This window comes from Sporocytophaga myxococcoides, from assembly GCF_000775915.1.
Lineage (GTDB): Bacteria > Bacteroidota > Bacteroidia > Cytophagales > Cytophagaceae > Sporocytophaga > Sporocytophaga myxococcoides_A.
Map to the genome: position 1 here is coordinate 54,546 of NZ_BBLT01000008.1, position 16,645 is coordinate 71,190.

The following is a 16,645-nucleotide window of genomic DNA, read 5'->3' on the forward strand; positions in this document are numbered from 1 at the left end:
AAATGATTATGACTACAGATCGTATCATCGGAAAAAATAATTTAGATTCAGATGATGTGTAGATCCTGCTTTACTCATGGTTCCTGCGGCATAAGCTATTTCAAAATTGTATTTTCGGATTCCTGCTCCGAAAAACACTCTTGAAGGGAATGTATTAATACCTGTCCATATTCTGAATCCCTTCACTGGAGTATATTCCAGCCCTGCTTTCCAATTTATGGAATATCTGATCTCTTTTTCTGTTTCCGCTGAAAGCACGATTTTGGAAGAGGGCTTCCAAAGGATACCAAGCTTCATTATGGTGGGTAATCTTTCTTCAAGATCCTTCCTTACTTTCGCCTGGCTCATATTGTATATATATGCTCCAAAAGACAGCTCCTTGCTAAGCTCGGCCTGACCACCGAAGGAAATGAGAACTTTGTGGATATTCTTTTCTTCTGTTATCTGTAATTGAAATAAGTCCGCTTTTAATCCTAGACTTACATTCCTGATTTTATGAGCAAGACCTAGTCCAAGGAAACTTTCGTTATAATTTTCATCTCCATATCTTGAAATGTTTATTCCGGTCCAAAGTTGCCTGTATGGAATGGCAACGGCAGCATTGTACTTGTTCAGGGATTTTATTCCAAAATAACTGGCATAATATATTCCACAAGCAGGGGCTTGTAAACCGGCTAGTCCGGATATGTTGTTAACAACAGACCATAAATCTGTTCCTGTAACAGAAGTATTTCCCATGCCAACCGACCTTGAGCCTGCTGGAAATGGATATCCGGTTCCTGCAGCTTTATAACTTATAAAACCACAGAGAACTAATAAAATCAGGCGTCTCATTGGCTATAACCTGATTAGCTGACATTTAATGTTTAGTGGAATCCGAAAATTCCGAAAATAATACTGATGAAATAACATAGCTAAAAAGTTGGTTGAAGGTTTGAATTTAAAAGAAGTTTCTGAAAATTAAAATCCTTGAAAATGAGAATTATAGTTTTTTGAAAAAAGGAAGATATCCTTGGGAGCAATGAATTCGTTTACATATAAATTATTGGATTATTTACCGGATATATTTAATTTAAAAACCGGTTTTATTGTTACTCATATTTCTTACCCATGATTATTAAAGGAAAAGCATTTTCATTCATTTTCATTTTAGCCTTCTCGGTTTTTATTTCACAAAGTATTAAAGCCCAGATGACTAAAGAATTTTATGATGAAGAGAAAACAAAAATTAAAGGAGAAGGACTGCTGGAGAATGGGCAAAGACAGGGGATCTGGAAGTTTTATGATGAAAACGGTTTTCTGGAAGCTGAAATGGGGTATAGTCAGGGGCGAGAAGATGGTGCTGTAAAAAACTTTTATCCCGGTGGGAATCTTGCTCTTGAAGCGACTTACAGGACCGGAAAAGAACATGGTCCATGGAAAGAATATTATAATAATGGAAAATTAAAAGTTGACGGAAAATTTACTGATGGCAAACAGGACGGGGCATGGAAGGAGTATTATTCAAATGGTCAGCTCTCTGTGGATGGCGCTTATATCTTGGATAAAAAAGAAGGAACATGGAAGGAGTTTTATCCGGATGGTTTGATTAAAATTGACGGAGCTTTAAAGGATGGTAAAAGAACAGGCCCATGGAAAGAGTATTATGAAAACGGAAAGCCTTATTATGAATCCGTCTATAAGGATGATCTTGAAAATGCGATGACTAAAAAATATTATCCTTCCGGGATATTGCAAAGAGAAGGCGCCTTTATAGATGGCAAAGAGGAAGGGGAGTGGAAGGCTTATCATGAAAATGGTAAACTAGCCTCCAGGAGTTTTTATAAAGATGGAAAAGCTACAGGTACCTGGGAGGAATTTTTTGAAAGTGGACAAAAGAAATCTACCGGAACATATAAAGATGATTTGCAGGATGGAAATTGGAAGTACTACTATGATGGAGGTCAATTGAAAGTTCATGAGGTTTGGACAATGGGAAAATTAACGGATGTTCCTGGATATTATAATGAAAAGGGAATTGGGCTAAGTGCAGGTACATTTAAAGGCGGCAATGGGACGAGATTGTTTTATTATGCTTCAGGAAAACTCCTTGCTGAAATACCATACAAAAATGGACTTCAGGATGGAATTGCCAAATCTTACTATGAAGACGGAACCTTGAAAATGCAACTCACCTTCAAAGCAGGCCAAGAAGATGGTAAAATGACGGAGTACTATGAAAACGGAAAACTTTCAGCAGAGACTACCTGGAAAGACGGTAAAGAGGAGGGCCTTTATAAAGAGTTTGATGAAGATGGACTTCCTGTAGCATTGGGTTATTATAAGGCAGGATTGGAAGACAGTCTCTGGACTGAATTCCATGAAAATGGAAATATTCTTTCCCAAGGCTATTATATTAACGGGGAAAAAGAAGGTGACTGGATGGAGTTTTATGATACCGATACACTTGCAGCAGTAGGTGGATATGTGAATGGTAAACAGGAAGGCATATGGAAGGAATATTATAGCAATGGTAAAATTGCCAGTGAAGGGTCCTTTGAAGATGGCGTGAAATCAGGATTGTGGACGAGTTTTTTTGAATCAGGTAAAAAATCCATGGAAGGTTATTTTCTTAACGGATTGGAAGACGGATTATGGAAAACCTTTTATGAAAATGGTATCATTGAATCTCAGGGTGAATATTCGGCTGGACTTGAAACAGGACCGTGGAAAGAGTATTATGAGAATGGTAAACTGCAGTCTGAAGGCAACTATGTAGGAGGGCAGGAAGACGGAACCTGGAAAACCTATTGGAGTAATGGTCAGCTTAATGAAGAAAGTCAGTGGGCCAAAGGTAAGCTGGTGAACTCTGGTGATGTTTATTTCAGAGATGGTAAAGTCATTTTTAAAAGTGGTGTGAAAGGTGGTAATGGATATTCCAAAAGCTATCATGAAAACGGAAAGCTGTCTGCAGAAGGTGCCTTTAAAAATGGCTTACCGGAAGGCAAATGGAAATACTATCATACCAACGGAGTCTTAAAAGGAGAAGGAGAAATGAAGGCCGGACTTCGCTCCGGTACATGGAAGTTTTTTACGGATATCAGCAAACTCGAAGCAGAAGGAGCTTACAAATCAGATGAGCTTTCAGGGGTCTGGAGGTACTATGAACAGGGAAAGTTAAAAGATATTAGAAACTATGATGTGGAGGGAGAAGATGAAGATCTTTAAAATGATAGCAATACTACTTCTTGCAAGTGGGTTGTCGTATGCTCAGGAAGTTGTGGTGGAAAAGTATGATAACGGAAAGGTTAAAGCTGAAGGCACAGCAAAAGACGGAAAGAAAGTCGGTTCCTGGAAATTTTATTATAAGGACGGCACAATCATGGCTGAGGAGATCTATAACAATGGTGTGCTTGACGGTAAAGTAAAACGTTATGATTTTAAAGGAAGGCTGAACACACTGGAAAACTGGAAGGAGGGTCTGGAAGAAGATACAGCATACGAATATTATCCGTCAGGTAAGTTGTTCAGAAAAGGTCCTTATAAAGAGGGGTTGCAGGAAGGAGAGTGGTTAACCTATTATGAGAATGGAAAAGTAAAAGATAAGGGGATGTATTCCTTTGGTACCGCTACAGGCATCTGGTATTTTTATGATAAAGCAGGTAAGTTACTGCATGAAGCCTCCTACGATAAAGGCATAAAAGAAGGTCCTGCAAAGTTTTATAAAAATGGAAAAATTGAATCTTCTGGAAACTATGTCAATGGCGAAATGAAAGGAGAGTGGAAGATTTATAAAAATGGAAAGCCGGATATGATATATGAGTATTGAGCTTGTCCGGTTGTAGGTCTAACTGGGTTGTAAAGGTATGGTATCAAGCGCAGGAAAAAGAAGGGGAGTTTAATGGGAATTATGCTTTTAACTATATAACCTATTATTCAAGGATAGGGAAATTTTTAACTATTTATCCATTAGCACCAAAATATACTTATAATTCACCTTATACTTTTTTTGTAGATTGTGTAATCGATGTAGGAGGAGCAATGTTTTAATTACTTGTAAGTTTTGCCTAAATCATAATTCAAAATTAAAGCAAGATTAGGAGCCTGCAATACCTATAGTGATTGTAGATAATTTGACTGACTTTTAGATAGCTTAAATCAACTTGACCCAAACAAAATCTATGTTAGGGACTGTGTTATTGCACAATATGTAATAGCAATAGAATCAAGCTAGCTGTTTTTTCTGATACTAAAACCCGTACCATTTCCTGTTAGTAATATATTGAGCGGCTATATTTTGCATAATATGAAATTACGTATTTGTGAACATATTTTAGGTGTGTTACAAATATGGCAATTAGTAATAAAGCCAACTTTTTGTAATAGCAACTTTATCTTTTTTTTAGCAAAAAATATTATTTTTTCCTGGCTAACACAAATTCAGCAAAACCAAGTAAATCCCAAAATACACTACCCATTACATATCCGTATTTTATTTTATTATGAAATAACTTTATGGGTAGAAGAAGCATGTTTTGAAAATCGCGTCTTGTTCCTCCTTTAATAGGTGTGCAGGAAGCAGACATTAATGTGTTGTACAATTCAACTTTTGTGTAAATTCTGCAATGTGTATTGTCATCAAAAAAGTTAAGGGTTCCCCTCTTGCTTGGCAATGTAGTACTTTTTATACCGGGGTACTCAATATATATAAGTCCTCCAGGTTTAAGTTTAGGTACTAATGCTTTTATAACTTCCGTACCATTTGGCAAATGCTCTATTACATGCGCCATCATTATGGCATCATAATAATTATCAGGGATATTATGAAAATTTAGCAGGGTAAGATCCATCTCATAAAACTGATCCATTAATTTAAGATCAGTTTCACTGTTATTGTAATCCTTTTCTCTATCTACTCCATGATAGACACATTTAGGGAACCATTTTTTTGTATTTGCAGCAGAATGATTTCCTGCTCCAATATCTAAAAGTATAAACGACTGGTTCGTTGAAAAATATTTGTCTAAAAATCTAAACTTAGACGGTAGACCTAATCTCATGATATTTTTTTTAATGAAAAATTTATACAAAATTCTGTTTTTTCTAAGAAAAAAAACAATTTGTAAAAATATCAAAAAAAACTAACTCGTAAAATTAATATTCAACAACATTTCGAATGTCTCTCAAAACTTGTAAGTGTAATTGATTGAAAAATATATTTGAAGAGTTTTTAGTAAGCTAAACAATAAAAGAAAGAACCTTTAGTTATTACATAATATTAAACGTTAGTGAGTTGACTTTTAGTGGTTTGATGTTTTTTGCAGGTTTGATTACCTCTTTTTTATAATATTTCAGATTTTCTTCAGGTTTTAATGTTAAATTTGAGCTTTTAAAGGACTGTTACATTTGAACAATGTGCGAATCTTAATTTATGATAAGTACAAAGCTTAAGGATCAATTTATTCGGTTTGCAGTAGTAGGAGGTATTTGTACTGCAGTAAACTATGTTATTTTTATAGCGTTGATCAATTTTACTGAAATTCATTATTTGGTAGCCTCTACAATAGGATTTTTAACCGGACTTGTAACAGGTTTTTATATCAATAAAAACTGGACCTTCTCAAGGGATGATGAAGCGAATAAAAGTTATTTTATGAAATATTTGCTTTTATACTCGTTTTCATTGGCAGTGAATCTGTTTATTCTTGATTTTTTAGTGGAAAACTATCACGTCTCTGAAATTTTTGCTCAGGTTGTAGCTACTGGTACAACAGTTTTATCCAATTTTTTTGGGTCTAAAATGTTGGTTTTTAAAGCTTAGTTGGTTGAGAGAATCATTGCCGGACAGGTAGTCACAGAAATGATATTCAACTCAAGTATTCTTTTTGAAGGAGATATAATATTTCTCTTTATCTGATAATTCCCATCTTCTTCATAAGAAATGTAGCATTTTTATTGGTTGCTTTCCCTTGTCGCATTTTGTAATCAAAAGTTACATCATTGTTTTCGATTAAACTTTCAAAGCAGAAATTACAGATCTTATCCGGATATTTTAATTCAGTATCTCCCAGAGCTAGATCATGAGTTGCAATGATAGAAGCGCAATTCAGATCTTTTAATTCTTCAACCATCGCAATAGATCCTGTAAGCTTATCATCAGAATTTGTGCCCTTAAGCATTTCATCAATAAGAATCAATAACGGAGCACCCTTACGTGCTAAGTCAATGATAAGCTTAAGTCTTTTTAATTCAGCATGGAAGTAGGAAGTCTGCTCTTTTAAAGAATCTGAAGTTCGCATACTTGAATATATATCAAGTGTTGATGTTTCTCCGTGAATTGCGCAAACAGGACAACCGACCTGGGCTAGTAAAGCATTTAAACCTACAGCTCTTAAGAAAGTACTTTTGCCAGCCATATTCGCACCTGTCACTATCATTAGATTTTGTGAAGATCCCAGTTCAAAATCATTGGTAATTCTTTTAGATTCAGGAATAAGCGGATGTCCTAGCGATTTGAAATAAATTCTTGGTTTGCCTTCTGAAATGATTGGGAATATAAATTTCGTATTGTTAAAGGCAAAGCCTGCCAGACTGTTCAGGATATCAAGATACTCGCAGGTATTCAACCATTGACTTACTTGTTCATGGTGTTCTTTTTTCCATTTTTCCAATGCATGGATACAATGAAAATCGTAGAGGAAAAATGAATTCATTACAGGACCGAATAAACCATTGAGCCTGTAATCAAACATACCTGAAAGTTTTTTTAGACTGGTGAAAGCAATGTGTGCTTCTTCTGCTTTGGTTTTAAAAGATTTTAAAGTTGCATTGTCGAAATCTTCTTTGCGGATAAGTTCCAAGACTTTCTGGTATCCTGAAAGGTAATTATGCTTTTTACCTATAATCTGATGGTATGCATTGACCTTTTTAATAGTTATCCCATATATTGCCCAATGAAATGCAACAATGAGCATTATATAGGTCCAGAGACCGTCCACAAATATGGAGGAGATTATTAAAGCCAGACAGATGAAAGGGGTCGTTAAAGATGTTATTCTTATAAAACCTGTTATAATGTCTGATTTCAAATGAAGCCAATTCAACAATGCTTTTTGTGAACTTTCTTCATTGGTTATTTCACTGCCATGTGCATAAAAGTATTGCCTGAATTCAACTTTATCTTTTAAAACGCTAATTGCTTCCTGTCTTTCCAGAATAGATTGCTTGTTGCTGAGTGGTTCTAATAAAATTGAAGCAAGTCGGAATGAAGACTCAGGAAGGCAAGTCCTGTTTATGGATTGGAAAAAGGAAGCATCACCAAATAAATCAAGATCGTAGGAGTAGGGGTGGGAAGGATTAATATATTCATTTCCATTTTTGAAAAAGGAATGGTCTCCTTTAAGCCCATTCAACTCCCCTTGATTCAGGTCTATTAAGGTGGTATAGAATTTCTTTTTTATTTTCAGGTTAAGACTCTTTATTACAAACGCAATAAAAACAAAGAGTAAAGCCGCAGAGCCAAATACATTGAATGTATTTGCATCCTGGATCATAAAATAAAGACAAGCCAGAAATGCAATAGCCGAAAGTAATCGGAAGGTTCCGGTCAGACTTTGATCTTTTTCAATTTTGTTTTTTATTTCAATAAATGCCTTAAGCTGTTTTTCATAAACATCTTTAGGTATGGTATTCACTGGATTCACCTTTTGCGTATTTGATTCTGTTGAATGTTTATAAGAATCTTGTATAATCAAAGTTTTGCATAAATGCTTCTATCTTTTCTTTTGTAAGATAATCTTTAAGATGAATGAATTCCCTTGACATGGTTGGTGGGATATTATTCAGATCGAACCATTTAAGCTCTTCAAATTCATCAACTATTCCGATTTTATCTTCCAGAATTCCGCTATAGTGTTGGATCTGTATAAAGAAAATGTAATTATCTGAACTGCCTGTTGAATATTGTATATAAGGAGGATTAGTGGCTAGTTCCTGATATTTGCTTATAGTATCAGTTATTTGTTTTGTAGGAATTAATTCTTCCGATAATTCTCTTGCTGCTGCCTGAAATAGGGTTTCACCTTCTTCCACACCACCTCCTGGAATCCACCAGTATTCTTCGCCTTCTTTGCTTATTCTTCTTCCAAGCAATGCATATGGGGTGTCTTTTTCCGGGCAGGTGAAGAATAATAGTTTGGCTTTTTGTTTCATAAACATTGTTTACTTATTAAGCAATTTAAAGAAGGATAAATATAAAAATTTACATCGAAGAATTCATTTAATTGGATACCTAAAAAAATAATGCAGACCCATAGGAGTCTGCATTATTTGAATATCAATCAGATGTGTTGCTTTATGCAAAAGCTCTTCTGTTTATGTCAAACTGTTCAAGATAGTCTGCTACTCTTCTTACAAACATCCCTCCGAGGGAACCGTCAATTACTCTGTGATCGTAGGAGTGAGAGAGGAACATCATATGTCTGATACCTAATGTATCACCCTGAGGTGTTTCAATAACAGCAGGTTTTTTAATAACCGCACCAAGTGCAAGTATACCCGCCTGTGGCTGCATAATAATTGGTGTTCCCATCATATTTCCGAAAGAGCCTACATTTGATACTGTATAAGTTCCGCCTGAAAGATCGTCTGGAGTAAGTTTATTTGCTCTTGCTCTTTTTGCTAGGTCGTTTACTTTTTTGGTCAACCCAATGATATTAAGCTGATCAGCATTTTTGATTACAGGAACAATCAGGTTTCCACTAGGAAGGGCTACAGCCATGCCTATGTTAATGTCTTTCTTCACAATAATTTTATCACCGTCGACAGATACATTAACCATAGGATAATCTTTTAAAGCTTTGACTACAGCTTCAATAAAGATTGGAGTGAATGTAAGAGCAGTATTTTCTTTTTCCATAAATTCCTGCTTCACTCTGTTTCTCCAGTATACGATGTTGGTGACATCGGCTTCTACAAATGAGGTAACGTGAGGAGCAATTCTTTTAGACTCAACCATTCTGTCTGCTATCATTTTCCTCATGCGGTCCATTTCGATAATTTCAAAATTGCCGGATAATGATTGAGCGGGTTTTAACTGGTCCAGAGGAGCAGATTCTTTTTTCTGTTCATTCTTGTGAGCTTCTTGAAATTGTTGTTTCTCAGAGGACGCTACCGTAGAGGTTTTCCTAGTCTGGATATAATCAAGAATATCATTTTTAGTAACGCGCTCATCTTTGCCTGTACCTTTGATGGCTTCCAGTTCTGCCATGGTTACATTTTCCTGACGGGCAATGTTCATGACTAGTGGAGAGTAAAATCTCAAAGATTCTCCGTTGGAGATATGCGATTTAGCTGGTGTCTCATTTTTGACAACAGATGTTTGTGTCGTTAAATTTGATGTAGTCTCCTTGGGTGTTGCTTGCACAGCAGGGGCCGTGCTTTGGTCATCTCCTTCAGTAGCAATAATTGCAATTGGTTTTCCAACAGGAATTACTTCTCCATTTTGGGCAAGTATTTCTTTCAAAACTCCGGAAGCAGTTGCCGGAACTTCTGTATCTACCTTATCCGTTGCTACTTCAAGAACAGATTCATCCTGCTCGATTTTATCTCCCACATTTTTTAACCAACGGAGTATTGTCCCCTCCATGATGCTTTCGCCCATTTTGGGCATCACCATTTCTACTAATGCCATAAAAGCTGTTTACTATTAGCCTGTTAAGTTAAAATGACCTTCAGTTTTTTAGAATCAAACTTTCAAATCCGTTCAAAGTTAATATTTTTGAAGGTTTTCTCAATTCTTTTCCCGCAAAGTTTCCCTGATCAGGTTGAAAACGGCGTAGGTAGTCATTTTTATATTATTTTCTCTAATATTCCCCAATTGAAGTTTCTTGGTTTTGGTTTTATTTTTTATCCTTACCGCTATCCATATGGTTCCTACCGGCTTTTCTGCTGATCCTCCTCCGGGACCAGCTATTCCAGTGGTAGCCACGGCAATATCTGTTTTTAGTAGTTTTTGTACTCCATTAACCATCTCTATTACTGTAGCTTCGCTCACAGCGCCATATTCTGCAAGTGTTTCTTTTTTTACTCCCAGTACATTTATTTTAACTTCATTGTCATAAGAAACTATACCGCCTTTGAAATATTCTGAACTACCAGGTGCGGAGGTAATTGTTGCAGATACCATTCCTCCTGTACAACTTTCAGCGGATCCGATAGTCAGTTTATGTTTTATTAGTAATTTGCCCAATGCTTGCTCCTGATTGTCTTCTCCATATCCATATATATAGTCTTCAATGATTTCGCGAAGTCTTTCTTGTTCTTTCTCCAGAAAATTATCTGTTTCGGTTTCTTTTTCCTTATCTGTAATTGCTGTCAACCTGAGTCTTACTCCATCCAGAGAAGGCAGATAAGCAAGTTTAATGAAAGAAGGGAGACTCTCTTCCCATGATTTGATTTTATCAGCGAGAAAGGATTCTCCAATGCCAGAGGTGCGGATCATTTTGTGAATGATAACAGGAGGGTTGAAAAAAGCTCTGATTTTGGGTATCAGTTGTTCTGTGATCATAGCTTTCATCTCATATGGTACTCCTGGCATTGAAATAAGAACTTTTCCGTTTCTTTCAAACCACATTCCAGGGGCTGTACCATAATAGTTCCTGATAATAGTGCAGCTTGCAGGAAGATATGCCTGTTGTCTGTTTATTTCGGTAAGTTCCCTGCCTCGCCTTTCAAAAAATGCAGTAAGATCTTTTAGCGCTTCTTCATGAAGAATGAGCCTAGTGTTGAAGTATTGAGTTAAAACAGGTTTGGTGAGATCATCTGAGGTTGGTCCAAGTCCTCCTGTAATAATAATCAGGTCTGCCCGAAGCTCTGCTTCCTGAATGGCTTTGACCATCTCACTTCCTTCATCACCTACAGATGTTTTTCTAATTACCTTTATTCCTATGGAAGTAAGCTGCTCACTAATCCATTGAGAATTGGTGTCGGTAATTTGTCCATAGAGTATTTCATCACCTATGGTAAGTATTTCTGCCTGAATAGTTTTCATAATAAAAAAAACAAAAGCCTACCACTCTATTGGTGGGAGGCTAAATATCTTGAAATTGTCTCAGAATTTATAGCTTATTAAATTTTTTTGTCAAGATCATATTTCCTGAAACAATTTTTAAAAAGTAAACACCTGAAGTAAGGTTTCTTGTATTAACTTCTTTATTGCTAAACTGTGTATCCAGATATTCTGTATATACTTCTTCACCCAGTACATTTACTATTGAAATCGTGCAAGCACTGCTAAGTTGACTTAAATTTAACGTTAAATAATTCTCAACAGGATTAGGATAAATATTTACAAGTCCGTCATTTAAAGCATTTATAGATGTTGCTACTCTCACGGTTATTGTTTTAATAAGGGTATCATTGCATCCGTAACTATTTTCTGCAATCAGTTTTACATCAAAATTTCCAGGCGTATCGTAAGTATATGAAGCCAGTGATGCAGTGGAATTATTACCATTACCGAAATCCCATAGTCTGTTTACCGAATTTAAACTCTGATCTACAAAATAAACTCTGGAATTGATGTCTATTACAGTATCAGGTATTACAGAAAAGTCAGCCTGACTGCTTTCATGGAAGTTCAATGCTACTCTGGCAAGGTTGCTTTCAAATAGTGAATCAATACTGCTTATGAAAATAGTATCAGTCTTGGTAAGATTTTCAATATGAAATTCTTTACCAGTAAACAACAAATTGGGAGGTCCTGGAGATTTATAAAAATTAAAGGTGTTACCATTGGTAGGGCTTATTGTTATATCAGTCTGTTGACCTTTGCAAAACGAATAGTTGCTTTGTACAACAGGTAAAGGGCTCTTCTTAATTTCATAATATTTAGCTCTTGCTGCTCGTGAACTCATTTTAAGATCATATAAATCTTTGGCTGCAACATATGCAAATGCGATTGTTCTTGTTTCATTTGCTTTCATATTGTAAAGCGAAACACCTACTACCTGGGAAACATCATAGCCTGCTCCGCTCGCTCCAGCTTGTTTCCGACCTATACCTTTGGATAAAGTTGAAAACTTTTCCTGTGTGCTAAAACCATTAATATTGTCATTCGGATTAATTGTTCCCGCAACATTACCATTATCTATTGAAAAACAAATCGGATTGTCTTCTGTAAGTATTGATATACCACCATATAGGCCGTTCAGAAATGTATTGTAGCAATAGCCGATATTATCAGTATAGTCATAGTCTGCTCTATTGTAGTTATATTCATTAATATCCCAGTCTGTGAATAAACCTGTGTAAAGCGTATCTATGGTTTTATCCGAAGCATTCTGAATTTTATATTCAACTATTACATAGTTATCATCCGGATTATTTTTCCAGGCATAAGTTCTCTGTTTTACTTTTACTTTAGTGCCTGTGGACCTCATATCCTGGAATTCAGCATAAGTTTCTTCATTAGAATGTATAGGTTTAACAAAATTAATTGGTCTTGTCACTTCAAAGTCTTGATCAACATTATATGGTTCTGAACGTACACAATCAGAAACTGTATTTTTATCAGTTGCAATCATTAAACCCGTTTCATAAATCATTGAAGAGTTTTTATAAACCATACCTTTTCCCCTGGTATTATCCTTGTCACTATAGCAATGTCGGCCATTTCCAGCAACTGTAAAACTTATCTGATTTGTATCAATAACTCTGTAATCTGGGTTGATGAGTAAGGTAATATATTGGTAATCTATATAGTTAGTTGTAGGGTCTTGAAAGTCAAGGCGAAATTTAATCATAGCATTGTTGGGTGCATTTTCATCAATAGTAATAGAAAAAACATCATCAGTTTTCTCTATCATCTCAAGGGTATTTAAAGCCCCTATGCTTATTTTATTATCCTGGACATGAATATAAGGAGCATCGCATGATAAGGACACATCTAAATTAGCAGAAGATGGTTGAAGGTAATTAATGAATTTGAAGGAAAGAGTCGCTGTATCTCCACTATAGGTATAAGTTCCGAATTGACCTTTATATTTGTATCCGGCAATTCTTATTGCAGGTGAAACAGAATCGGTTAGGGCTCTGTACATATTTAATCTTCCTTTTCCCATCTTTCCTTTATATTCAAGGTTTTCGGGGAAGGTATCCATCACATCTGCTGTTACTCTTAAAAGTTCTGCTGCCTGAATGGCTGTCAGTTGGGGGTACTTGGATCTTACAATTGCAGCAGCCCCCGCAACCATTGGAGTTGAATAGGAGCTCCCTAAATCTCTTGTGTATGCATTGTCTCCATTGTTGGAAGCTATGGTTATATTTATCCCCTGAGCACATATATCTACATAGGTGCTGTAAGTTAATCTTCTTATTTCAATTAGTTTACCTGCAGAGGGGGAATATGCAGTATCACAAGCCGCTACACTCATCACATTGTCATAAGATGCCGGGTAGTAATCCTGTTCTTTATTAGTATTACCAGCAGCTGCAACGATCAAAACATCTTTTTCCAAGGCTGCATAATTGATAATGTCTTGATTGGTTTGAGAAAATGCACCACTACCTCCCCATGAGAGATTTGCTACCTTACAACCATGTCTGGCAGCATATACAAGGCCTTCGTATCCATAGGCTATAGCGCCTCCTGCATTTGTAGGAGATGCTTTTATAGGCATAAACTTACATTTAAACCCTGTCCCTATTCCTCCCTTTCCATTATCTCCAGTTGCAGAGGAAATAGAAGCTACAGATGTTCCATGAGGTGAACCGCTTGCTGTAGGATTATTATCATTATCTCCCAGATCCCATCCGGCAAAATTATCAATATAACCGTCATTGTCATTGTCGACTCCGTCGATAGGATCATTCCAGTTATATTTTATATTGTCCTTAAGGTCTTCATGAGTGGGCCTTACCCCTGTATCAATTATGCCTATCACAGTATTGGTATCACCCTTGTGTATATCCCATGCTTCATACGCTTTTATCCGGGAAAGATAAAAAAGACTTGTGTCGTTTTGATTAATATAAGGCTGAGCTTTTGGATCGTTGGGTAGATAGAGCATTTCTTCCACAAATACTGGTTCTGCATATTCAACATATCCCGTGCGCATGAGCAGGTCAATCATATCTTCTATGCTATAATCTGCAGAATAATGTATTCTATGAAGTCTTTCGATTCCGGAACTGAATTTTCGTTTGTGGTCAGGCTGTATATCAAGGTCGGAAAACAATGCTTTTACTTCTCGTATTCCGGCTTGTTTTAATATTTTTTTTAGTTCAGGTTCCAGATTAAGTTTCCCGGTTCTTATCGAATCATATATTCCAGGTTTTAGTTTAACATTAATTGTATTACGAAGAATTTTACGACCCTTTTTATCAGTGCTTATGCCCGGGATTTCTAATTGATTTTGGGCAGTTGTCTTCAAAAAGGATAAACAGAGGAGAATAAAAAGTAGACAATTCTTATACATAGGAGGTGATTTTATTTTCTATTAACGAGCGGGGAAAACCGCAGGTATAAATTTGATTTGAATTCCTGATATAATTAGTGTATCTAAAATACAATTTTAAATTTAAATAATTAAATTTTAGTTTATTGACAGGGTATTTTCAGTATATTGATCCTTCTACTGTGCCGAAAGTAAATAAATTTAATTTATATAATGGTTTTGTGTTTTTATTGTTTTGATTGTCAGTGGGTTTATTGTGTTTCTGGTGAGGAGGGATTAAATTGATTCAAACCATAAGCCAATTTTCAGGTTAGACAGATAAGATTTTTTATCAGAGTTAAAAAGAATATATGGGGAAAAGGCATACCTACGAAATGGGCATTATAGGCAATTGTGCGTTTATGGCTCATATTGATAAAACTGCAAATATTGTCTGGATGTGCTGGCCGCAGTTTGACAGTAGTTTTATTTTTGGAGGACTTTTGGATAAAGATAAAGGAGGCAGATTTTCTATTCTCCCACATGAAGAAAATTTTGTATCCAGTCAAAAGTATATTGAAAACACAAACGTCCTTGTGACGGATTTTGAGTGTTCTGAAGGCAGGTTTAGGGTCACAGATTTCGCTCCGAGATTTTATCAGTATGAAAGAAATTTTAAACCTTTAATGCTGGTGCGTAAAATTGAACCTTTGTCAGGTTCTCCAAGGGTAAAGGTTTCCTGCAAGCCAGTTGGTGAATATGGAGAGCTGGTTCCTGAAGCATACCAGGGAAGCAGTCATATAAGATTTATAGGGCTGTCTCAGCAAATCAGGTTAACGACAAATATAGCTCTTAATTTTATTGCTGATGAAAGTTCGTTTGTATTGAATGAAGCTAAATATTTAATTCTTACTTATGGGATACCTCTTGAAGCTCCTTTGGAGGAAACAGCAGAAGATTTTTTGTGGAAGACAGTAAAATACTGGCAAAACTGGGTGAAGAGTACAAGCATTGGAATTTTTTATCAGGAGCAAATTATCAGGTCTGCTTTATGTCTGAAAATTCACCAGTTTGAAGATACTGGCGCTATTATAGCTGCAGGGACGACCAGTTTACCCGAATATCCCGGAACTACCCGTAACTGGGACTACCGCTATTGCTGGTTGAGAGATACTTATTATATCCTAAATGCTTTCCACAACGTTGGTCACTTTGAAGAACTGGAAAGATATTTTCACTATATTGAAAATATCACAATCAATGAAACTGACCGATATCAGCCTCTATATTCAATTACAGGTAGAAAAGCATTGATTGAGAGGGAATTGCCTTTGCATGGATATGGAGAAAATAATAAACCTGTAAGGGTAGGAAATGATGCTTATACCCATATTCAGAATGATGTATACGGCCAGGTGCTCGTAGCTTTGCTGCCACTCTATGTAGATACCAGATTCTCAGAAGGAGGAAGGTATTATTCCCAACGACTTATCAACCATACGTTGAGAAAAATAGAAGACACCATGTATGAACCCGATGCCGGCCTTTGGGAGTTCCGGCATATTGCTCAGCAGCACTGTTATACATTTTTATTTCATTGGGCTGGAGCTTGTTCTGCTCTTAAAATCGGAAAATATTTCAAGAACGAAGAGATCATAAGAAAGGCAACAATTCTTAAAGAGCTTGCCATAAAGCAGATAGAAGCTTGTTACGATCCTGAAAGGGAAGTTTATACTCAGGCTGTAGGTGGCAAAAACCTTGATGCTTCCTGTTTACAGTTAATAACCATGAGATATTTGGATCCCAATTCCGACAGAGCAAGAAAGCATTTAATAGCGCTGGAAGAAGGTCTTAAAACAGATGAAGGATTATTCTTCAGATATAAACATGAAGATGATTTCGGAATGCCGGAATCTACCTTTTTAATCTGTGCATATTGGTATGTGGAAGCACTGGCAATGGTGGGGCGAACGGAGGATGCTATAAGAGAGTTTGAAAAGTTATTGAGATTTCAAAATCACTTGGGCTTACTTAGTGAAGATGTGGAAGCCAGCACAGGAAGTCAGTGGGGGAACTTCCCTCAGGCTTATAGCCATGTAGGCCAATTGAATGCTGCATTTAAGATTGCTAAGAAACTAGATTTGCCGACGTTTCTGTGAGTTAAAAGTAAAAAGTTGAAAGTGAAAAGTTAATGAAGAGGCGTAAGCCTCTTTACTTTTACCTTTACTTTT

At 36.2% G+C, this 16,645-nt stretch carries 11 protein-coding genes; 4 read left to right on the forward strand and 7 right to left on the reverse strand.

The window, feature by feature from the left end:
- Positions 1 to 24 precede the first annotated feature (24 nt).
- Complete coding sequence (locus MYP_RS17730; protein ID WP_052430321.1) at positions 25 to 834, reverse strand: hypothetical protein; 810 nt, start codon at positions 832 to 834, stop codon at positions 25 to 27.
- A 357-nt stretch (positions 835 to 1,191) separates the two neighbouring features.
- Here MYP_RS17730 and MYP_RS17735 point away from each other — a divergent pair, with 357 nt between their 5' ends.
- Together MYP_RS17735 and MYP_RS17740 are read left to right on the forward strand one after the other, a co-directional pair.
- Positions 1,192 to 3,207 (forward strand): toxin-antitoxin system YwqK family antitoxin, encoded by a 2,016-nt coding sequence (locus tag MYP_RS17735; RefSeq protein ID WP_197060121.1) that lies wholly within the window; start codon positions 1,192 to 1,194, stop codon positions 3,205 to 3,207.
- Between the two features lies 1 nt (position 3,208).
- Entirely contained in the window at positions 3,209 to 3,808 is a 600-nt protein-coding gene (locus MYP_RS17740) for a toxin-antitoxin system YwqK family antitoxin (protein ID WP_045466844.1), read from the forward strand.
- A gap of 586 nt (positions 3,809 to 4,394) precedes the next feature.
- On the opposite strand, the gene MYP_RS17750 is transcribed toward MYP_RS17740, so the two are convergent.
- Positions 4,395 to 5,039: a class I SAM-dependent methyltransferase gene (locus tag MYP_RS17750; protein ID WP_156140712.1), complete on the reverse strand. Its 645-nt coding sequence runs from the start codon at positions 5,037 to 5,039 to the stop codon at positions 4,395 to 4,397.
- 371 nt (positions 5,040 to 5,410) lie between these two features.
- Between MYP_RS17750 and MYP_RS17755 the strand changes: the two genes are divergently transcribed.
- Complete coding sequence (locus MYP_RS17755) at positions 5,411 to 5,800, forward strand: GtrA family protein (protein ID WP_045466408.1); 390 nt, start codon at positions 5,411 to 5,413, stop codon at positions 5,798 to 5,800.
- An 88-nt stretch (positions 5,801 to 5,888) separates the two neighbouring features.
- Here MYP_RS17755 and MYP_RS17760 read toward each other — a convergent pair whose 3' ends face one another.
- The 5 genes from MYP_RS17760 to MYP_RS17780 all read right to left on the reverse strand — a co-directional run bounded on the left by MYP_RS17760 (position 5,889) and on the right by MYP_RS17780 (position 14,456).
- Entirely contained in the window at positions 5,889 to 7,682 is a 1,794-nt protein-coding gene (locus MYP_RS17760) for a MutS-related protein (protein ID WP_156140713.1), read from the reverse strand.
- Between the two features lie 28 nt (positions 7,683 to 7,710).
- Positions 7,711 to 8,190 carry an NUDIX hydrolase gene (locus MYP_RS17765; protein ID WP_197060122.1) on the reverse strand — a complete coding sequence of 160 codons (480 nt, stop codon included), beginning with the start codon at positions 8,188 to 8,190 and terminating at the stop codon, positions 7,711 to 7,713.
- 142 nt (positions 8,191 to 8,332) lie between these two features.
- Positions 8,333 to 9,670 (reverse strand): dihydrolipoamide acetyltransferase family protein, encoded by a 1,338-nt coding sequence (locus tag MYP_RS17770; RefSeq protein WP_045466417.1) that lies wholly within the window; start codon positions 9,668 to 9,670, stop codon positions 8,333 to 8,335.
- Positions 9,671 to 9,769: 99 nt separating this feature from the next.
- On the reverse strand, positions 9,770 to 11,029 hold the full coding sequence (locus tag MYP_RS17775) for a competence/damage-inducible protein A (protein WP_045466420.1): 1,260 nt from the start codon (positions 11,027 to 11,029) through the stop codon (positions 9,770 to 9,772).
- Positions 11,030 to 11,096: 67 nt separating this feature from the next.
- On the reverse strand, positions 11,097 to 14,456 hold the full coding sequence (locus MYP_RS17780) for a S8 family serine peptidase (protein ID WP_081990581.1): 3,360 nt from the start codon (positions 14,454 to 14,456) through the stop codon (positions 11,097 to 11,099).
- Between the two features lie 329 nt (positions 14,457 to 14,785).
- Here MYP_RS17780 and MYP_RS17785 point away from each other — a divergent pair, with 329 nt between their 5' ends.
- A complete protein-coding gene (locus tag MYP_RS17785) occupies positions 14,786 to 16,573 on the forward strand; it encodes a glycoside hydrolase family 15 protein (RefSeq protein WP_045466421.1) in 1,788 nt (595 codons plus the stop codon).
- The last annotated feature ends 72 nt before the right edge of the window (positions 16,574 to 16,645 follow it).